19 protein-coding genes are annotated in these 19,918 nt (G+C 67.2%); 10 read left to right on the top strand and 9 right to left on the bottom strand.

Going from position 1 to position 19,918, the window contains the following annotated elements:
• A complete protein-coding gene (locus RIB52_RS08915) occupies positions 1-378 on the top strand; it encodes a hypothetical protein (RefSeq protein WP_350175056.1) in 378 nt (125 codons plus the stop codon).
• 3 nt (positions 379-381) lie between these two features.
• Here the strand turns inward: RIB52_RS08915 and RIB52_RS08910 are convergent, their stop codons facing one another.
• Positions 382-1,257, bottom strand: coding sequence for an alpha/beta fold hydrolase (locus RIB52_RS08910; RefSeq protein ID WP_350175054.1), 876 nt, complete (start codon positions 1,255-1,257; stop codon positions 382-384).
• Between the two features lie 217 nt (positions 1,258-1,474).
• Between RIB52_RS08910 and RIB52_RS08905 the strand changes: the two genes are divergently transcribed.
• From RIB52_RS08905 to RIB52_RS08890, 4 genes are all read left to right on the top strand, one after another.
• The gene (locus RIB52_RS08905) at positions 1,475-1,984 is read left to right on the top strand and encodes a flavin reductase family protein (RefSeq protein ID WP_350175052.1); all 510 of its coding nucleotides are present in this window, start codon (positions 1,475-1,477) and stop codon (positions 1,982-1,984) included.
• Between the two features lie 73 nt (positions 1,985-2,057).
• The gene (locus RIB52_RS08900) at positions 2,058-3,428 is read left to right on the top strand and encodes an alkaline phosphatase PhoX (RefSeq protein ID WP_350175051.1); all 1,371 of its coding nucleotides are present in this window, start codon (positions 2,058-2,060) and stop codon (positions 3,426-3,428) included.
• A gap of 63 nt (positions 3,429-3,491) precedes the next feature.
• Complete coding sequence (locus RIB52_RS08895) at positions 3,492-7,070, top strand: hydantoinase B/oxoprolinase family protein (RefSeq protein WP_350175049.1); 3,579 nt, start codon at positions 3,492-3,494, stop codon at positions 7,068-7,070.
• A 158-nt stretch (positions 7,071-7,228) separates the two neighbouring features.
• A complete protein-coding gene (locus RIB52_RS08890; RefSeq protein ID WP_350175047.1) occupies positions 7,229-7,759 on the top strand; it encodes a YybH family protein in 531 nt (176 codons plus the stop codon).
• Between the two features lie 16 nt (positions 7,760-7,775).
• On the opposite strand, the gene RIB52_RS08885 is transcribed toward RIB52_RS08890, so the two are convergent.
• Genes RIB52_RS08885 through RIB52_RS08860 form a run of 6 tightly spaced genes read right to left on the bottom strand, consistent with a single transcriptional unit; the run spans position 7,776 to position 13,011 of the window.
• A complete protein-coding gene (locus tag RIB52_RS08885; protein ID WP_350175045.1) occupies positions 7,776-9,533 on the bottom strand; it encodes a SulP family inorganic anion transporter in 1,758 nt (585 codons plus the stop codon).
• 16 nt (positions 9,534-9,549) lie between these two features.
• The gene (locus RIB52_RS08880) at positions 9,550-10,779 is read right to left on the bottom strand and encodes an NAD(P)/FAD-dependent oxidoreductase (protein WP_350175043.1); all 1,230 of its coding nucleotides are present in this window, start codon (positions 10,777-10,779) and stop codon (positions 9,550-9,552) included.
• 24 nt (positions 10,780-10,803) lie between these two features.
• Complete coding sequence (locus RIB52_RS08875) at positions 10,804-11,217, bottom strand: protein tyrosine phosphatase family protein (protein ID WP_350175041.1); 414 nt, start codon at positions 11,215-11,217, stop codon at positions 10,804-10,806.
• Positions 11,217-11,636: a DUF6691 family protein gene (locus RIB52_RS08870; RefSeq protein WP_350175039.1), complete on the bottom strand. Its 420-nt coding sequence runs from the start codon at positions 11,634-11,636 to the stop codon at positions 11,217-11,219. Before RIB52_RS08870 ends, RIB52_RS08875 begins: the two co-directional genes overlap by 1 nt.
• Positions 11,633-12,082 (bottom strand): YeeE/YedE family protein, encoded by a 450-nt coding sequence (locus RIB52_RS08865; RefSeq protein ID WP_350175037.1) that lies wholly within the window; start codon positions 12,080-12,082, stop codon positions 11,633-11,635. Before RIB52_RS08865 ends, RIB52_RS08870 begins: the two co-directional genes overlap by 4 nt.
• Positions 12,079-13,011 carry an MBL fold metallo-hydrolase gene (locus RIB52_RS08860; protein ID WP_350175035.1) on the bottom strand — a complete coding sequence of 311 codons (933 nt, stop codon included), beginning with the start codon at positions 13,009-13,011 and terminating at the stop codon, positions 12,079-12,081. The genes RIB52_RS08865 and RIB52_RS08860 overlap by 4 nt, the downstream gene beginning before the upstream one ends.
• Positions 13,012-13,084: 73 nt before the next feature.
• Here RIB52_RS08860 and RIB52_RS08855 point away from each other — a divergent pair, with 73 nt between their 5' ends.
• Positions 13,085-13,747, top strand: coding sequence for a peroxiredoxin (locus RIB52_RS08855; RefSeq protein ID WP_350175033.1), 663 nt, complete (start codon positions 13,085-13,087; stop codon positions 13,745-13,747).
• A complete protein-coding gene (locus RIB52_RS08850) occupies positions 13,744-14,082 on the top strand; it encodes an ArsR/SmtB family transcription factor (RefSeq protein ID WP_350175031.1) in 339 nt (112 codons plus the stop codon). Before RIB52_RS08855 ends, RIB52_RS08850 begins: the two co-directional genes overlap by 4 nt.
• Before the next feature lie 23 nt (positions 14,083-14,105).
• Here RIB52_RS08850 and RIB52_RS08845 read toward each other — a convergent pair whose 3' ends face one another.
• Entirely contained in the window at positions 14,106-14,519 is a 414-nt protein-coding gene (locus tag RIB52_RS08845) for a phosphate-starvation-inducible protein PsiE (RefSeq protein ID WP_350175029.1), read from the bottom strand.
• A gap of 113 nt (positions 14,520-14,632) precedes the next feature.
• Between RIB52_RS08845 and RIB52_RS08840 the strand changes: the two genes are divergently transcribed.
• The gene (locus RIB52_RS08840; RefSeq protein ID WP_350175027.1) at positions 14,633-15,949 is read left to right on the top strand and encodes an amidohydrolase family protein; all 1,317 of its coding nucleotides are present in this window, start codon (positions 14,633-14,635) and stop codon (positions 15,947-15,949) included.
• Complete coding sequence (locus RIB52_RS08835; protein ID WP_350175025.1) at positions 15,946-17,163, top strand: amidohydrolase family protein; 1,218 nt, start codon at positions 15,946-15,948, stop codon at positions 17,161-17,163. The genes RIB52_RS08840 and RIB52_RS08835 overlap by 4 nt, the downstream gene beginning before the upstream one ends.
• Positions 17,164-17,607: 444 nt before the next feature.
• Here the strand turns inward: RIB52_RS08835 and RIB52_RS08830 are convergent, their stop codons facing one another.
• The gene (locus RIB52_RS08830) at positions 17,608-17,964 is read right to left on the bottom strand and encodes a hypothetical protein (protein ID WP_350175024.1); all 357 of its coding nucleotides are present in this window, start codon (positions 17,962-17,964) and stop codon (positions 17,608-17,610) included.
• A gap of 379 nt (positions 17,965-18,343) precedes the next feature.
• On the opposite strand from RIB52_RS08830, the gene RIB52_RS08825 reads away from it, so the two are divergent.
• Entirely contained in the window at positions 18,344-19,897 is a 1,554-nt protein-coding gene (locus RIB52_RS08825; RefSeq protein ID WP_350175022.1) for a bifunctional aminoglycoside phosphotransferase/ATP-binding protein, read from the top strand.
• Positions 19,898-19,918: the final 21 nt, after the last annotated feature.

Raw genomic sequence — 19,918 nt, 5'->3', positions numbered from 1 at the left:
ATGGCAGCCATGCTCGCCCTGGACCCGGCCGCAGCCTATCGCCGGGTCGATGTCGATGCCCGGATCGAGGCCGCGCGCGGCGGCGAGCTGACGCGCATCTGCCTCGAGGAAGTCGTCACCGCACTCGGCCAGGCGCTGCTCTCGCTCGAGCGCAAGCCGCAGCTCCCCCCGCGCGAGGCGCTGGCCCGGGCGCACGGGATCGCGCTGTGGCTTGCCCGGTCGGTCGATCCCGCCAATCCGCTCCACGGCGCGCTGGTGCAGTTCTATGGCGGGCTCGCCAGCCTGATCCGGCGCAACATGGTGCGCGCCGTGGCCGACGAGATCGCCCAGGCGCGCAGCGACTTCGCCGACTTGCTTGAAGCCGCGAGGGCGGGCTGACAGTCAGCCGATCCAGTCGGCGATGATCCGCGCGGCGTCCTGCGGGTCCTCGAAGGGGTGGAAATGGGTCCGGTCGGGCCGGTGGAGGTCCTCGCCCTGCGGGATGATCGAGGCGAGCTGCGGCCATGTCGGCGAGCTCTTGAAATCGGTGAACTTGGTCTGCTTGGCGCGCACGATGAGCGTCGGTGCCTCGATCCGCTTCGCCGCGTCCAGGATCCCCGCATTGCTGCGGCTGGAGGCGTAGACGCTGGCCTCGACCTCCGGCGGGCAGGCGAGTTCGTAGCCCTCGCCGCCCTCCTTCGGAAGCAGGCCGTGGCGGCAGTAATCCTCGAATATGCGGGGGGCGAACAGGCAATAGGGATCGCGCTCGCGGAACCGCTCCATCATCGCCTCCGGCGAGGCGAAGTCGCGTTTGCGGCGGATCGCGGGATGCGGCGCGTCGCTGGTGAAGAGCGCGGCATCGGGGGCGTAGAATTCGGGGGCGCAGATGACGGGATCGAACAGGACCAGGCGGTCGAAGGCGTCGGGATCGTCGGCGGCACACTGGGCCAGGACATGCGCTCCCATCGAGTGGCCCACTCCGACGGCGCGGCGGATATTGAGCCCGGACAGGACCGCCCCAACGTCCCCGGCAACCACGCGCCAGTCTTCGATCGGTCCGCCGCCCGAGCGTCCGTGACCGCGCAGGTCGAGCGCGATGCAGCGCCGCTGGGGGAAATGCTCGGCCACCGCGTCCCACACCCGCGCGTGAAAGCCGGTCGCATGGGCGAAGACGAGGGGAGGCTGCGTGTTGCCGGGCTCGCCGCGCCAGTCGAAATGGGTGAGGCGCGTGCCCGCGACCTCGACATGGCGTGTGGCGGGCTTGGTTCGTGCGGCCATATTCGGCGTTTCCCTCTACGCCGCGTCGTCGCGGCCATGCGCGTGCCTCTTCCCCGCCGCGCCCACGCGGGTCAACCTCCTCCTTTTGCGAGAGGCGCGTGGCGATCCGCTTGGCACGCAGGCGCGTTTCGGGCGTTGATTTGACACGCACAGCCACTATCGGGTGGCACGGCGCGCCGATACGACCTTACAACGCCTTGCCCCGGAGACTCCCCCCTTGTCCGAAGCCGCCCCGGCCCACCCGGAGCTGAAAGCCGAGTTTCGCAGGCTGATGGGCCTGTTCACGACCGGCGTATGCGTGGTCTCCGCCCCGCTCGAAGAGGGCGCGATCATGGGCATGACAGTCAATTCCTTCGTCTCCGTCTCGCTCGAGCCGATGCTCGTGTGCTGGAGCCTGCAGAATTCCTCGAGCCAGTTCGAAGGCTGGGTCGGGGCTGAACGCTTCGCCATTTCGATCCTCGCCGAAAGCCAGCAGGCGGTCGCGCGCCGCTATGCCGCGCGCGCCTCGAGCGGGCTGGTCGTATCGGATTTCGAGACGAGCGCGAGCGGGCTGCCAGTGGTCAAGGGCGCGCTCGGCCGGATCGAGTGTCGCCGTTGGGCCACCTATCCGGCGGGCGATCACACCATGATCCTGGGCGAAGTCACCGCGATGGACGCCCCCGAGGCCTCCGATACGGCGGTGCCGCTCGGATTTTTCCGGGGGCGTTTCTGTCGCATTGCCGAGTGATCGCGCCGGTTCATGACAATGCCATGTGTCGGGGGTATTTCGAGGCGCAACGCATGACCTGAAGAGACTAACCATGCCCGATTTCCGCCCCGATCGCCGCCAGTTCCTCTCCGCCACCGGCATCGCCTTCGCCGCGCTGCTGGCCAGCGGTTGCCGGACGGGCTCGCCTTCCTCCGATGCAGGCGCGGTGCAATCCGCTCCCACGCCCACGTCCGGCGCATCGGGCGCTTTCGCGGGCTACGGCCCGCTGCGGCGCGATCCTGACGGCCTGCTCGATTTGCCCGAAGGTTTTTCCTACCGCGCGATCTCGCGTCTCGGCGATGCGATGGACGACGGTGGAACAGTGCCCGACCGGGCGGACGGAATGGGCGCGTTCGACATCGGCAATGGCGAGATCGCGCTGGTGCGCAACCACGAATTGCGTCCGGGGCACGGTTCCGGAGGGGTGATCGCGAGCGGCTACGACCGGCGCCGCGGCGAGGTCCTGCCGGGCGGGACGACCACGCTGGTGCTCGACTCGCGGACTCTGTCGGTCAAGCGCCAGTTCCGCTCGCTCGGCGGCACGATCCGCAATTGCGCCGGCGGAACGACCCCGTGGGGCACCTGGCTGTCTTGCGAGGAAACCGTGCTGGCGCCGGGCGTTTCGGGGGGCGAAGGGCTGTCGCGGAGCCATGGCTGGGTGTTCGAGGTGCCTGCCGCCGCACCGGGCCTTGCCGATCCGGCCCCGCTGACCGCGATGGGGCGCTTCAACCACGAAGCGGCCTGCGTCGATCCGGAAACGGGTTTCGTCTACATGACCGAGGACCGCGATGATTCGGTGTTCTACCGTTTCGTGCCGGACGTGCCGGGCGACCTCGCGAAGGGCGGCCGGCTCCAGGCCATGGCGATCGAAAACTTGCCCGACACCCGCAACTGGACGGGAACCGTGATCGCCCCGGGACAATCTTTCGCCGTGCGCTGGATCGACATGGACGAGGTCGAGGCCCCTGCCGATGACCTGCGCCGCCGCGCTGCGGACGCCGGGGCAAGCCTGATCGCGCGCGGAGAAGGACTGCACATGGGCGAGGATGCGCTGTTCATCTGCTCGACCAGCGGGGGGCTGATGAAACTTGGCCAGATCTTCCGTCTCGTGCCCGGACGCGGCAACGGGCCGGACCGGGTCGAGCTGTTTTTCGAAAGCGAAAGCGAGGACCAGTTCAATTACGGCGACAACCTTTGCGTTGCCCCCAATGGCCACCTCGTCGTGTGCGAGGACCAGTATACCGACATCGTCGACAACCACCTGCGCGGGATCACGCCGGACGGTCGCCCCTATGATTTCGCGCGGCTGCGGAGCCAGACCGAGCTTGCCGGCGCGTGCTTCTCGCCCGATGGACGGACGCTGTTCGTCAACGCCTATTCGCCGACCGCGACGCTCGCGATCACCGGGTCCTGGGCGGCCTGACAAGCGCGAGCCGCGAGGGGCAAGGCTTGCATTGACCCGCCGCATCCTGTGTAGCGCGTAGCAATGCAGGACGGCTCCTTTGACAAGGCATGGCGCTTCGCGGTCGACCGCGGCGGAACCTTCACCGATGTCGTCGCTCTGACGCCTGACGGGAGGCTGGTGACGGACAAGCTCCTGTCCGAAAATCCCGGCCACTATGCCGACGCGGCGAGCGAGGCGATCCGGCGGCTGATGGCGGAGCATGGCCCCGCTGCCCCCGTGGCCGAACTGCGCATCGGTACGACGGTGGCGACCAATGCCCTGCTCGAACGCAAGGGGGAGCGCCTCGCGCTGGTGACGACGCGCGGTTTTGCCGATGTGCTGCGCATCGGCACGCAGGCGCGGCCCGAAATCTTCGCACGCCAGATCGTCCTGCCCGAGCAATTGCCGCATTGGGTCATCGAGGCGGACGAGCGCGTGAGCGCGGCGGGCGAGGTGCTGATACCGCTCGATGAAAAGGCGGCGCGGCAGAACCTTGCAGCGCTGAGAGCCGAAGGCTGCGATGCGCTCGCGATTGTCCTCATGCATGGCTGGCATTTCCGCGAGCACGAGCGGCGACTTGCCGCGATCGCCCGCGAGATCGGCTTTTCGCAGGTCAGCACAAGCCACGAGGTCGCCCCGCTCATCGGCATCGTCGCGCGCGGCGACACGAGCGTGGTCGATGCCTATCTCTCGCCCGTCCTCAAACGCTACACCGACGGCCTGCAGGCCGGATTGCCCGAGACCGGGCGGCTTAGCTTCATGCAGTCGAACGGCGGACTTGCCGAAGTCGGCGCGTTCCGGGGCAAGGACGCGATCCTCTCCGGCCCCGCGGGCGGAGTGGTCGGCATGGTCGCGGCGAGCGAGCCCTTGGGGCACGCCAAGCTTATCGGTTTCGACATGGGCGGGACCAGCACCGATGTCGCGCATTACGCGGGCGAATACGAGCTGACCGGCGACAACGTGGTCGCGGGCGTGCGGGTCGCCGCGCCGATGATGCAGATCCACACGGTCGCGGCCGGCGGCGGGTCGATCTGCTCCTTCGACGGGGCGCGTTTCCGCGTCGGGCCGGAAAGCGCGGGCGCGGACCCCGGCCCCGCCTGCTATCGCAAGGGCGGGCCGCTGACGGTCACGGATTGCAACCTCTTTCTCGGGCGGCTCGACCCCGCCTTCTTCCCGCGCGTTTTCGGACCCGGCGGCGACGAACCGCTCGATGCGGGCGTGGCGCGCGCGCGGCTGGAGGAGGTCGCCGAGCGTATGCCCGGGCCCAAGAGCCTCCAAGAGATCGCCGAGGGCTTCCTCGACATCGCGGTCGACAACATGTCGAACGCGATCCGCAAGATCTCGGTCGCGCGCGGCCATGACGTGACCACCTATGCGCTCGCCTGTTTCGGCGGGGCGGGCGGGCAGCACGCCGCGCGCGTGGCGGACCGGCTCGGCATAGAGACGGTGCTGGTCCACCCGCTGGCGGGCATCCTGTCGGCCTATGGCATCGGCCTTGCCCCGGTAAAGGCGATCCGCGAGGTCAGCGTCGGCGAGGAGCTGGGGGCGGACGTATCGGGCGCGCTCGGCGAACTGGTCGAAGAGGCGCGCGGGGCGCTGATCGATCAGGACATTGCGGAAGGCGCGATCACGCTTGAAAAACGCGCTCGCCTGCGCTTCGCCGGGAGCGACAGCAAGCTGACCGTGGCGCTGGGCGAGCCGGAAGCAATGGACGCCGAATTCCGCGCGCTGCACGCGAAGCTCTACGGCTATTCGGACGACAGCACGGCGATCATCCTCGATGCTCTGAGCGTCGAGGCGAGCGGGACCAGCGGCGGCCTCGGCTCCGCGCGGGCCGAACCGGTCCCGGTGGCGGGCGAGGCCTCGGGCGACTGGCGCACGGTCGAACGCGCCGAGATGCGCGAGGGGGAAGCAGTCCACGGTCCCGCGCTCGTCATCGACCCCGGCTCCACGACTGTCATCGATCGCGGCTGGCAGGGGGCGCTTGCCGAAGAAGGCAGTCTCGCCCTCACGCGCACCGAGCCGCTCGAACGCGAGCGCGCGATCGGCACGGCGGTCGATCCCGTCAGGCTCGAAATCTTCAACAACCTGTTCATGGCGATCGCCGAGGAGATGGGCGTCGTCCTGCGCTCGACCGCGACATCGGTGAACATCAAGGAGCGGCTCGATTTCTCCTGCGCCCTGTTCGATGCCTCCGGCGCGCTGATCGCGAATGCGCCGCACATCCCGGTGCATCTCGGCAGCATGGGCGATTCGATCGCGCGGGTTATCGAGGCGCGCGGGGAAGGCTGCGACGGGCGGGGCTTTCGCAGGGGCGATGCCTATGTCCTCAACGATCCTTTCCGCGGCGGCACGCACCTGCCCGATGTAACGGTGATCGTGCCGGTGTTTTACAACGATGAAAGCGAAGGGGCGGGCGGGGAACCAAACGCCTTCGTCGCCGCGCGCGGCCACCACGCCGATATCGGCGGGATCGCTCCCGGCTCGATGCCGCCCGAAAGTCGGACGATCGAGGACGAGGGCGTGCTGATCGACAATTTCCTCCTCGTCGATCAAGGCCGCTTCCGCGAGGCGGAAATGCGCGAAAAGCTCGCCGATGCCGCGCATCCTGCGCGCAATCCGGGGCGCAACATCTCCGACCTTCGCGCTCAACTCGCCGCCTGCATGCGCGGGGCGGAATTGCTGCGCGGCGCGGCAAAGGAACAGGGGGGTGAGGTCGTTTCGGCCTACATGGGCCACGTCATCGACAACGCCGCGGAAAGCGTGCGCCGCCTGATCGCCGGGCTAGAAGATGGATCCTTCGAATACGCGATGGACAATGGCCTGTCGGTGAAGGTCGCGATCCGGATCGACCGCGCGGCGCGCTCCGCCGTGTTCGACTTCACCGGGACGAGCCCGCAAGCCGAAGGGAATTTCAACGCCCCGCGCTCGATCACCCGCGCGGCCGCGCTCTATGTCCTGAGGACGCTGATCGACGACGCGATCCCCATGAACGACGGCTGCCTGAGGCCGGTCGAACTGGTCGTGCCCGAAGGCTCGATGCTGAACCCAAGGCCGGGCGCGGCAGTGGTCGCGGGCAATGTCGAGACGAGCCAGGTCGTCACCGACGCGCTCTTCGCCGCGACGGGCCGCCTTGCGCCAAGCCAGGGCACGATGAACAATTTCACTTTCGGCAACGCGGAACACCAGTATTACGAGACCATCGCGGGCGGCTCGGGCGCGGGTGTCGACCACGAGGGGACCGACGCGGTGCAGACCCACATGACCAACAGCCGCCTGACCGATCCCGAAGTGCTGGAGACGCGCCTGCCGGTGCGGCTCGAGAAGTTCGCGGTGCGCTCCGGCTCGGGCGGCGAAGGGCTGCACAAGGGCGGCGAGGGGATCGAGCGGCGCGTGACTTTCCTAGAGGCCATGCGCGCCAACATGCTCGCCAATCGCCGCGCCGTGCCGCCGCGCGGGATCTGCGGCGGGGGCGATGCGGCGCCGGGGGCGAACTGGGTCGAGCGGGGCGATGGCAGCCGGGTCGAAATCGAAGCGACCGGATCAGTGGACGTCGCGCCCGGCGACACCTTCGTCATCCTGACTCCCGGCGGAGGGGGCTGGGGCGCGCCGGAAACATGACATTGCGACACGAGACCGAATAGGCGGTTCGCATCGTCCCTGCCGCATTAGCCGGCCCGTCCGAATGTCAATTCTCGACAAGTCGGGCCGGTCTCTTTAGCTTGCTCGAAGTGCGGAGCCCCGGCCGCAGTCGTCGCATGGTGAGGGAGAGGCACGACATGATCGGCAAGTTTCTGCAGCTTGCGGCGGCGACCTTCTTCTTGTGCCAGAGCCACGCCATACTGGCGCAGGAACGCTGGGCGGTCCCCGAATACCGCGTTTTCGGGGAGCCTTCGAGCGAGGCCGATCCACAGGCGGTCGAGCGCCTGCTGCAGAGCTATCGCCTCGCATGGTCCGCACAGGACGCAAAGGCGCTGGCCGATCTCCACACGCCCGATACCGAATGGACCAATGCTTTCGCCCGGATCATCCAGGGGCGCGACCAGCTCGAGGCTTTCCTGGGCGAACGGATGTTCCCGGGCTTTCCGAAGGCCATTTCCGAAGCCGAAGCGCGCAGCCTGACCCCCGTTTCGCTGCGGTTCCTTGGAGACGATGCCGCCATTTGGCACATCTTTGCGGAAAGCGGGCGCAACGAGGGTCGCGACGATCCCGCCGCGCTGCGCCGGGTGCACTTTCACCTTGTTTTGGAGAAGGGCCCGGACGCCGTCTGGCGGATCGCCCACACCGCGATTTTCGACGCACGGCGCTAGGTCGGGGGCTACCGCCCTAGATCAATCCGCGCGCCATGTAATGATCGTGCGGTTCGACGGGTTTGCCGTTGTCGGCGACGCATGTCTCGAAGGCGCGCGATTGCGACAGGAACACCTCGCCGTTCAATTCCTCGAGGAAATGCGAGCGTTTCAGCCGGTCCATCACCGGCCCCTTAACCTCCGATAGGTGCAGGCATACGCCCGCATCGCCCAATCGGTGATTGATCGCCTCCAGGCTTTCGAGACCCGATGCATCGATCGCGTTCACGGCGCTCGCCATCAGGATGACGTGGCGCAGCTCGGGCTTTTCCGCGACCCGTTCGAGCACATATTCCTCGAGCCAGCGGGCGTTCAGGTAGGTCAGGCTTTCATCGATCCGGATCGACAGGACATGCGGCGCGGTGAACACTTCGTGCCGCTCGATATTGCGGAAATGCTCGGTTTCCGGGACGCGTCCCACGATCGCGGCGTGCGGCCGGCTCGCGCGCCACAGGTAGAGCAGCAGGCCGACGCCCACCCCCGCGATCACGCCCATTTCAACCCCTGCGATCAGGGTGATGCCGATGGTCGCGACATGCGCCGCGAAATCGGCCTTGGAATAGGCCCACAGCCGCCCCGGCGTCTTGACATCGACGAGGCTGAGGACGGCGACGATGATCGTCGCGGCGAGTGTCGCGATCGGAAGGCTGAACAGCAGCGGGGTGAGGAACAGCGAAGCGAGCGCGATGCCGACCGCAGTGAAGGCGCCCGCTGCGGGGGTCCGCGCGCCGGCATCGAAATTGACCACCGAGCGGGCGAAACCGCCCGTCACCGGATAGCCGCCCGACAGCGCGCTCGCGATGTTCGAGGCCCCCAGCCCGATCAGCTCCTGGTCGGGCGAAATGCGCTGGCGGCGCTTGGCGGCGAGCGTCTGCGCGACCGATACGCTTTCGACGAAGCCGATGATCGAGATGAGCAGCGCCGGGACCCATAGCGCCTCGATCAGCGACAAGTCGGCGCTCGGCAGGGCGAAAGGCGGCAGGCCCTGCGGAATTGCGCCGGTGATCGCCACGCCTTTTTCGCCGAGGTCGAAGACGATCACCGCGACGATGGTCAGCGCCACCGCGACGACCGGCCCCGCCTTGGCGGCCATGTCGGCGGGCTTGTCGGACAGGCCAAGCCGCATGAGGGCGGGCTTCGCGCCCTTGCGGACCCAGAACAGGAAGGCGAGCGCGGGCAGGCCGATGGCGAGGGTGTAGGCGTTCGTTTCGCCCAGACTTGCGCCGATGCTGCCGAGCATTTCGGGCCAGTTGTCCCCGCCCCCGCTCACCCCGAGAATATGCCGCAGCTGGCTGGTCGCGATCAGCACGCCGCTCGCCGTGATGAAGCCGCTGATGACCGGGTGCGACAGCAGGTTCGCAAGGAAGCCCGCGCGCAGCAGGCCGAGCACGGCAAGCATGATGCCCGACAGGAAAGCAAGCGTGATCGCCGCCTCGAGATATTCTGCCGTGCCCTGCTGCGCGACCGCCCCTGCCGCCGATGCCGTCATCAGGGAGACCACCGCAACCGGTCCCACCGCCAGCGTGCGGCTGGTCCCGAAGATCGCGTAGAACACCAGCGGCAGGATCGAGGCGTAGAGGCCGACCACAGGAGGCAGCCCCGCGAGCAGCGCATAGGCGAGGCTTTGCGGGATCAGCATGATCGTGACGATCACCGCTGCGACGAGGTCGCTGGTCAGCACCTCGCGATCATAGCTGCGGCCCCATTCGAGGATGGGGAGATAGCGTTTCAGCACGGCGCCCTCTTTCCCGTCACGTCGCGATCAGGCCGCCAGGTCCGGCCAGCCATTCGCGTCCCTTGAGCATCCCGTTCCAGTAAAGCCAAGGGAGGAAATCGGCCTTGAGCATCCATGACAGGCGCTGCGGCTTGGTTCCGTCGACGAGCCATTCGGGAAAGCTCGGCATGAGCTTGCCACCATAACCGAATTCGGCCAGCACGATCTTGCCGCGTTCGACCGTGAGCGGGCAGGAGCCGTAGCCGTCATAACCCGCGCGCGGCCCCTTGTCGTCCAATTGCTGGAGCACGTTTACCGCGACCACCGGGGCCTGCTTGCGCGCGGCGGCGGCGGTCTTGGCATTGGGCATGGCGCCCGCATCGCCGAGGCCGAAGACGTTGGGATATCGCACGTGCTGGAGCGTATGCTGGTCGACATCGGTAAAGCCGGATTCGGCCGCGAGTGGGCTGTCCGCGAGAAACTGCGGAGCCACTTGTGGCGGCACGACATGCAGCATGTCGAAATCGCGCGTGACCTCGCCGTCCTCGGTCCTGAAAGTCGCCTTTTGGGCAGGGCCATCGACTGCGACAAGATTGTTGCCCAGCTGCAGTCCGATTCCGTATTTCCCGACATATTCCATCAGCGCGGGGACATAGTCGGCCACCCCGAACAGCACGCCGCCCGCATTGCAGAATTCGACCTCGATATCGCCAAGGACGCCGCGCCGGGACCAGTGGTCGCAGGAAAGATACATCGCCTTCTGCGGCGCGCCCGCGCACTTGATCGGCATGGGCGGCTGGGTGAACAGCGCGCGGCCGTGGCGCATTTTCTGCACCAGCTCCCAGGTGTAGGGCGCAAGGTCGTAGCGATAGTTCGAGGTGACGCCGTTCTTGCCCAGCGTTTCCTCGAGCCCTTCGATCTTCTCCCAGGCGAGCCGGATACCCGGGGCGACGACGAGCACCTCGTAAGCGAGCGTCGATCCATCGGCGAGCGTCACCTGGTTGTCGTCGGGCTGGAAGGTCGCCGCCGCCTGCTTCAGCCATGTCACGCCCTTCGGCATGACACTCTCCATCGGGCGCACGGTCACTTCCGGTTCGAACACGCCGCCGCCCACCATGGTCCAGCCAGGCTGGTAGGCATGGGTGTCCGAAGGCTCCACGATCGCGATGTCGAGCCCCTTGCGCCGGCTCAGCAGCGAGCTGGCGGCTGCGATCCCGGCTGCGCCGCCGCCGATTACGACGACCTTATGCTTGTGCGTGGCGGCCATTTTTCCTCTCCCTTTTCGTCATCTTCAGCCGCCGAGCCGGGGGGCGAGGGCGGTTAGATCGTATCCGGCGCCCTGCGCCTGCCCGATGCGCTCCGCGGCGCTCAGGCCGTTCGGATTGGCGAGTGTCTCGAGCGTGATCGAGCGCGTGCCGGTGCGGCAATAGGCGAGCAGTGGTCCCTGCGTGCCGCGCCGCACCGCGCCGAAAGCGGCGACCGCGGCATCGGGGAAGGCTCCGCCCGAAACGGGGATGTGGTGGAAGGCGAGGCCCGCCTCTGTAGCGGCGGTGCGCAAGTCATCGAGCGGCGGCTGGCCGGGTTCCTCGCCGTCGGGACGATTGCACACCACCGCGACATAGCCCTTCCGGGCCAAGGCCTCGAGGTCTTTTACGTCGATCTGCGGGGAGACGGCGAAACCGGGGCTTACTTCACGAATATCCATCAGGCTTTCCTCTCGGTGAGATGCACGAGCCCCATCCCGGCGAGCATGGCGGCAACGAACACCGCAGCGCCGACCGGCTCGATTACCAGCGCGGCGATGCCGGGGCCGGGGCACAGCCCGGCGATTCCCCAGCCCACCCCGAACAGCGCCGCCCCGCCGATCAGGCGCGCGTCGAGGTCTTTCCGCGTCGGCAGGGCGAAACCTTCGGCGAAGGCCGGACGGGCAAGGCGCGGCTGGATGCGCCAGACCACGACCATCACCACCACCGCGCCGCCCATGACGAAGGCGAGCGTCGGGTCCCAGTCACCAAGGATGTCGAGAAAGCCGCGCACTCGCGCCGGATCGGTCATGCCGCCCAGCGCGAGCCCCGCGCCGAACACCGCTCCCGAAAGGAGCGCGACGACTCCGCGCGCGTTCATTGCAGCACCATCAGGCCGAGGGCGTTCATCGCCGCGACGGTGATGAACCCCGTCGCCATGAAAGTCAGCGTTGCGACGATCGAGCGCGCCGAAAAGCGGCTCATCCCGCACACGCCGTGCCCGCTGGTGCAGCCGCTGCCGAGCTTGGTTCCGACACCGACCACCAGACCCGCGATAGCGAGGACGAGCGGCGAGGCGAAGCTCGCCTCGATCCCGCCCATCGCCGCCATGATTGCGAGCGCGCCCAATGGCAGGCCGATGACGAAGGCCCATGCGGACGGGCGCTCCATCCCGCTCCCGCCGAGCCCGGCGGCGCGCGCGGCGATGCCGGAAACACCCGCAATCCGCCCCGCGCCGAGCAGCATCATCGCCGCCGCGAGCCCGATCAGCACGCCTCCGGCCAGCCCCGCGAGCGGGGCCGCATCAGGGAAACCGGGCAGGATCATACCGCGTTGACCGGAATTTTGATGTAGCTCACGCCGTTATCCTCCGGATCGGGCAGGCGCCCGCCGCGGATATTGACCTGCACCGAAGGCATGATGAGGTTCGGCATGGCGAGCGTCGCGTCGCGGGTCGTGCGCATCTCGACGAATTCGTCTTCGCTCACGCCGTCCTTGACGTGGACGTTCTCGCGCCGCTGCTGGCCGACCGTCGTCTCCCACGCATAATCTTCGCGGCCCGGCGCCTTGTAGTCGTGGCATAGGAACAGGCGCGTGTCGTCAGGAAGCGAGAGGAGCCGGCGGATCGACTGGAACAGCTGGCGCGCATCGCCGCCTGGGAAATCCGCCCGGGCCGTGCCGAAATCGGGCATGAAGATCGTGTCGCCGACAAACGCCGCATCGCCGATGATGAAGGCCATGTCGGCCGGCGTGTGGCCGGGGACATGCAGCGCGATACCGTCGAGCGTGCCGACCTTGAACGTCTCGCCGTCGGCGAAGAGGTGATCGAACTGCGATCCGTCGCGTTCGAAATCGGTCCCGGCATTGAACAGCTTGCCGAACACGTCCTGCACGCGGACGATCTCCTTGCCGATCGCAAGCTTCCCGCCGAGCTTTTCCTGCAGGTAGGGCGCAGCCGAGATGTGATCGGCGTGGGCGTGCGTCTCGATCAGCCAGGTCACTTTCAAATTGTTCGAAGTGACATATTCGATCACGCGATCCGCCGACCCGTAGGATGTGCGGCCCGAAGCGGATTCGTAATCGAGCACCGAATCGATGATCGCGGCCTCGTTGGTGGCCGGATCGTGCACGACATAGCTGATGGTGTAGGTGGCTTCGTCGAAGAAGCCCGCGATCGTCGGACGCTTCGCCTTTTCGGCGAGGGCGGCGTCGATCTGTGTGGTGGCCGCTGTGAGCGCGGAATCGTGAGTGCCCATGAAAACCTCCTATTAGTTACATAAATTGTGTATATGTATTGCATCGAGTCTGTCAAGTGCTATGAAGGATGAGATGAACGAGGCAAACGAGAACCCGCCCCGCCCCGCAGGCCTTCGGATCGGCGACACCGCTCCCGATTTCGAGGCGCGCAGCACGATCGGCCCCGTGCGTCTTTCGGCCTTTCGCGGGCGCTGGCTGATCCTCTTTTCGCACCCGGCCGATTTCACCCCGGTCTGCACGACCGAGTTCATCGAGCTTGCGCGCCACGCGCAGGAGTTCGAGGCGCTCGACTGCGCGCTCATGGCGCTGTCGGTTGACAGCCTGTTCGCGCATTTCGCCTGGCTGCGCATGATCCGCGACCGTTTCGGTGTCGAGGTCCGCTTTCCCATCGTCGAGGATCCGACACTCGTCATTGGCCGCGCCTTCGGCATGGTCGGTGCGCAGGACAATGACAGCGCGGCGGTGCGCACGACCTATTTCATCGATCCTTCGGGTACGATCCGGGCGATGACCTGCTACCCAGCGAATGTCGGGCGCTCGACTCCGGAAATGCTGCGCAGCTTGCAGGCGCTCCAGGCGATCGACGGGCAGGGCGGGTTGGCCCCTGCCAACTGGCAGCCGGGAGAGGCGCTGCTGAGCGCGCCGACGCATGATCTCGACGCGGTCTATGCCGCGAAGGATGCCGTCGCCTGGTTCCTCGACCGCGAGGTCGGAAGCGGTGGAGATGGCGCATGAGCGACGAGGCCCCGATCGAAGCGCTCAAAGCGATCGCCCATCCGGTGCGCTTTCGCATTCTCGAAGTGCTGAGCCAAGGCGAGCTGAGCGTCGGCGAAATCGACCAGGCCGCCGATATCGGCCAGCCCGCGCTATCCCAGCAATTGGGCGTGCTGCGCAAGGCTGGCTTGGTCGAGACGCGCAAGGAGGCGAAGCTCGTCTATTACAGCCTCGTCGCCGAGCGGATCGCGGCAGTGTCCGCCGCTCTCGGGCGGGTCGCGGGAAGCGGCAACGACGCAAACGTGGTCATTCGCACGCCCGCGCCCGGCGTGGCCAATTTTGCCCGGCTTACCTGACCCGCACAGGTGACCGCGCCCGCTTACTTGTCGCGGAACCGCCCAATTACGAGCGCCGCCACGGCCAGCAGCAGGATCGCGCCCGCATCGAAGACGACGTTTTCGGGCGCCATGTCCTTGCCCTGAAGCACGATGAGGCGCGCGATGGCGGTGATTGCGATGAAAATCGGAAAGACGAAGAACGCGCCCTTGCCGGTGTAGAACACCGCGATCATGCCGATCACTTCGGTGTAGAGGAACATCAGCAGCAGGTCGGCCAGCTGGATTTGCCGGTCGGCTACCACCGACCAGACTTCGGCTCCGGCGGCGACCAGCGTCATCAGCATGGTGACGACGAGCAGTCCGCGCTCGACCCAGCGAAAGGCCTTTTCGGCGACCAGCAGGTGCCTGTCCTCGATCTCCTCGTCGAGATCGGTCGGGGGGCGCGGCTCTGCCATGGGCGCGATGATACAGTAAATGCCTTGAGACACCACGCCTTTTCGCTTGAGTCCCGGCGCGCAGGGCTTCTAGGGTCGGCGAAGAGAACACGACAAGGGAGGGGCGTTTCACCATGAAAGCGATCATCACGATGCGGGCCATGACGGCCCAGGCCGGGAGCGGCGTTGCCGCGGCGCTGCTGGCGGCAGGCCCGGTGAGCGCGCAGGAGCGCGCAATAGCCTTTACCGATGCGACGATCCTGACCATGGCGGGCGACCCGATCGAGGACGGCACGCTGGTGATCGAGGACGGCCGGATCGTCGCGGTCGGCAGCGATCTCGCCGTTCCTGCCGATGCGGAGCGCCGCTCGCTCGAAGGGCGCGTGATCATGCCCGGCATCGTCGATACGCATTCGCATATCGGCCAGGTCTCGGGCGCGGATTCCTCCTCGCCGATCCAGCCCGAAGTGCGCGCGCTCGATTCGATCAATGCGCTGTCCTCCAACATCGCGAAGGCACGCGCGGGAGGCGTCACCACCGCCAATGTCATGCCCGGCTCCGGCCACCTGATGAGCGGGCAGACCTATTACATGAAGCTGCGCGAGGGAAAGACGGCCGAGGACATCGCCTTCGAATACGAGGACGGCGAGGCGCTGGGCGGCATGAAGATGGCGAACGGCACCAATTCGTTGCGCGGGCAAGGCGGCTTTCCCGGCACGCGCGCCAAATCGGCGGCGCTCGTGCGCGAGGTCTTCGTGGAGGCGCAGGCCTATTGCGATGGCGACAAGAAGAAACGCGATCTCGCCAAGGAGGCGCTGTGCGAAGTGCTTTCGGGCGAACGGCTGGTCCATTTCCACACCCATCGCGCCGACGACATCATGACGGTGCTGCGGCTCAAGCGCGAATTCGGCTTCGACGTGCTGATCCAGCACGGAACCGAGACCTACAAGGTCGCCGACAAGCTTGCCGAAGCAGGCATCCCGGTGTCGAACATCACGCTCGACGCGCCGGGCGGCAAGCTCGAGACGATGGACCTGCGCCTCGACAATGCGGGCATTCTCGAGCGCGCGGGCGTGCTGGTGTCGATCCATTCGGATGATCCGATCGTCGATTCGCGCATGATGCTGCGCGAGGCGGCGATGGCGGTGCGCGGCGGCATGAGCCGCGAAGGCGCGCTGAAGGCGCTGACGATCAACGGGGCAAAGCAGATGCGCCTCGACGAGCGTGTCGGATCGCTCGAACCGGGCAAGGACGCGGATTTCCTGATCCTCGATGGCGATCCCTTCTCGGTCTACACCCACGTGCTCGAAACCTGGGTCGAAGGCGCAAAGCTGTTCGACCGTAGCCGCGAGGAAGATCTCAAGATGGCGACCGGCGGATATGGTGCGGGCAGCCCGCTCGAAGCGTCGCACCACCACTGGGAAATCGCCGCAGGGGAGGCCGGGCAATGAACATGATGATCAGGCTTTTCGCAGGCGCGGCCGCGCTCGGTTTCGCGATGTCGGCGCAGGCGCAGGACATCGCAGTAAAGGGCGAGCAGGTTCACACCATGGCCGGCCCCATGATCGAGGACGGCGTGGTGGTGATCGACGACGGCACGATCGTCGCGGTCGGCCCCGCCGCCAGCACGACAATCCCCGAAGGTTTCCGCGTGATCGAAGCGGCGGTCGTGACGCCGGGCTTGGTCGATGCGCGCACGGTGGTCGGACTTGCGGGCTATCTCAACCAGGCGCAGGATCAGGACCAGCTCGACGAAAGCGCGCCGGTCCAGCCGCAGCTGCGTGCGATCGATGCCTATAACCCGCAGGAAGTGCTGGTCGAATGGCTGCGCGGCTTCGGGATCACGACGATCCATACCGGGCACGGCCCGGGCGCGCTCGTTTCCGGGCAGACCATGGTCGCCAAGACCGCGGGCCTCACCGCCGACGATGCGTTGATCCGGGGCGAGGCGATGGTCGCGGCCAATCTCGGCCCATGGGCGCTCACCGACGGCAGCAAGTCACCCGGCACCCGCGCCAAGCAGATCGCGCTGCTGCGCAAGGCCCTGCTCGCCGCGCAGGCGGGGGATGAGGACAACGAGGACGAGGAGGGCAAGTCCAAGCCTCCCAGCCTCGAGACGCGGGTGATGCGCGCCGTGCTTGCGGGCGAGCGGCCTCTGCTCGTCACGGCGCACCGGTCACAGGACATCATGAGCGCTTTGCGGCTCAAGGAAGAATTCGGCATCGACCTCGTGCTCGACGGGGCATCGGAAGCCTATCTCCTGACCGATGCGATCCGGGAAGCCGGCGTGAACGTCATCCTTCACCCGCCGATGATGCGGCAATATGGCGAGCTCGAGAATGCGAGTTTCACCACCGGCGCGGTGCTGCGCGCGGCGGGCATCCCCTTCGCCTACCAGTCGGGCTATGAAGGCTATGTCCCCAAGACCCGCGTCGTGCTGTGGGAAGCGGCGATAGGGGCGGCGAACGGGCTCGAATGGAACGAGGCCCTATCCGCGATCACGATCGATGCCGCCCGCATCGTCGGTGTCTCCGATCGCGTCGGTTCGCTCGAAGTCGGCAAGGACGGCGACGTGGCGCTGTTCGACGGCGATCCATTCGAATACACCTCGCATGTCGTAGGCGTGGTGATCGACGGAGAGGTGGTCAGCGACACACCGCAATAAACGGGCCGGTTTATGCCGGGGAGGAAAGTGCGGGCATGGGGATTACGAGGCCCCCATGCATGTCTTGGCGCGTCAGGTGACCGCCCGCAACGATCCGCCCTCGCCGTTATCGAGGAGCTGCTCGCAGCGCTGCCACCCCGCCGCGCGGCGCGCGGACCGGCTCCCGCCGGACAATCAGGCAGGTCGCGGCCGGGCGGATTCCGAACGGAGAGCAGAGGTTCTGAAAAACGCTTACGATAGCTGCGGGCTTTCCTGGAGCGGACGAGGATGGCCGCACGTTTCGATCCTGAAAAGCCCGCGGGGTATCGGACGACCCTAGCGGGACGCGGCGGCGCCTCCGCGCGGATATGGTGAAGGTCGGTTAGCCGCCGTGGTCGTGATCAACAGCCCTGAAGATCGCCCCATCGCGATCAAGCCGGAGCGGTACGCAAGCCTTGTCGCCGACTAGCCGCTATCGCGTGCAGCCGCATCGAAACAACGGCGCAGCTCGGCCGCGTGAAAGCGCGCCGCCTCTGGCCCGCGCGCATCACCATCGAAAAGGCCGAGCTCGCGGAGCATTTCGAAATAGCCCGGTGCCGGCAGGCCGCCGCGCGCCTTGCTGACGACCAGGCTGGCCAGTTGCGGGGCATTGGCGGCAGCGTGGCGACGCATCATGGCCTCGATCAGGAGCGCGGCCCTGTGGATCGTGTGCGGCGGTTCGATGTCGAGCAGGCGCGCGGCATCGGCATAGGTCAGGACACGCCGCTCGCGCGCCGCATCGATCAGCAGGCGCTCGAGTCGGTCGATCAGGTCACCGGCCATGACGCCCGCGATCTCCTGCGGTTGGCTCGTGCCATCGTCGCGCTAATCCTTCCGCACGAAACGCTAGGAGCCATGGCACGTATCCAAGGTTTCAAGGGCTTCGATCCGGGCCACAGGTTCGGCTCGAAAGAGCCTTCGAGCGGCCCGGGCGAGGATGGCGAGGGCCCGGACGGGGACAGCGAGCAGCGCAATGGGAATGTCCGACCGTGTGGTGCTCGTCATCCGCCCATTCTCACTCACGCCTTTCCTCTTCGGCAGGGTCGATCCGACTTTGCCCGCAGCGTGAGCTTAGCGCAATCGGCCTGAAGTGATACGTCTCGACAGCGATCGGCGAAAACCGGCATCGGCCGGGGAATGGACAAGCAGGGAGCGCAGCGCAATGGAACGGAGCGGCGGCAACCAGGACGAGGTGATCGCTTTCCTCTCCCGCCCGCAAACCCACGGCACGGCGCAGCCCGTGGAGCGGATCGACACCCATGCCGCGAGCATATTCCTGACGGGCGAGCGGGCCTTCAAGCTCAAGCGCGCCATCGCCTTGCCCTATCTCGATTTCTCCACCGAGGAAAAGCGCCGCGCGGTGCTCGAAACCGAATTGCGTCTCAATCGCCGCACCGCGCCCGATCTATACCGTAAGGTTCGCGCGATCCGCCGCGACGATACGGGAGCGCTGGGGTTCGGGGAAGGCGAAGGAGAGGCGGTCGACTGGGTCCTCGAAATGCGCCGGTTTCCCGCAGGCAGCCTGCTGGGGGACATGGCGCGGCGCGGGGCGGTGGCGGCTGCGCACTGGCGCGACCTTGCCGATGCGATCGCCGCCTTCCACGAAAGCGCACCGGTCGGCCCTCGTGAAAACGGCGCACGGCGCGCGGCCAGCGTGATTGCCGGAAACCATGCGAGCATGACGGGGCACGCCCCGGCGCTCGATCCGGACACGGTCGATGCGCTGCACCGCGCCAGTGTCGACAGGTGCGCAGCCCTCGCGCCGTTGCTGGATGCGCGCGCGGCGGGGGGATGCGTGCGCCATTGCCACGGCGATCTGCATCTCGATAACATCTGCCTGCTCGACGGTCGGCCCGTGCTGTTCGATTGTCTCGAATTCGACGAGGAATTGGCCCGGACCGATGTGCTCTACGACCTGGCCTTCCTGCTCATGGACCTGTGGCAACGCGGCCATCGGCGCGAGGCATCGCTGGTTTTCAATCGCTATTGCGACATGACGGGCGAGGGCGAGGGCCTTGCCGCCCTGCCCCTGTTCCTGTCCATGCGGGCGGCGGTGCGCGCCCATGTCGCGGCTGCCGCCGCATCGCGGTCGGATGATCCTGCGGCGCGCGGGGCGAAGCGGGACGAGGCGCGTCGCTATCTTGATGCGGCCTGCGGGTTTCTGGGCCGGGAGGAGGCGCGGCTTGTCGCGATCGGCGGCAGGAGCGGCACGGGCAAGTCGACGCTGGCGGGCAATATCGCCCATCGGATCGGCCGTGCACCCGGGGCGCGCTGGCTGCGCAGCGACGTGCTGCGCAAACGCATGGCCGGAATCCTCCCCGAAGAGCGACTGCCTGCCGCAAGCTACACGGCAGCGAGCGGCCGCGCCGTCTACGCCCGAGTGCTCGACGAGGCCCGCGCGGTTCTCGAAGCAGGGCAATCGGTCATCATTGATGCCGCTTTCCTCAAGCCCGAAGAACGCGGCGAAGTGAGCAGCCTCGCGCGGCGGATGGGCTGCGCCTTCACCGGTATCTGGCTCGAAGCGCCCGGCGACCTGCTGCGCGAGCGAGTCGCCGCACGCCGTGACGATGCCTCCGATGCCGATGCGGCGGTGGTCGAAAACCAGCTCGACAGGGATATTGGCGCGATCGGGGACTGGCACAAGGTCGATGCGAGCGGCACCCCGCAGGAGGTGGCTGCGCGGCTGGCACCCATTTTCGGTTGGCGGTCATCCTGATTGCCGTGCCCCCATCCGTTC

Origin of the sequence: Erythrobacter sp. (assembly GCF_040217515.1) — a bacterium.
Classification (GTDB): Bacteria; Pseudomonadota; Alphaproteobacteria; order Sphingomonadales; family Sphingomonadaceae; genus Erythrobacter.
The sequence above is the reverse complement of the archived record's forward strand: the minus strand, read 5'-3'. Positions and strand labels throughout refer to the sequence as shown.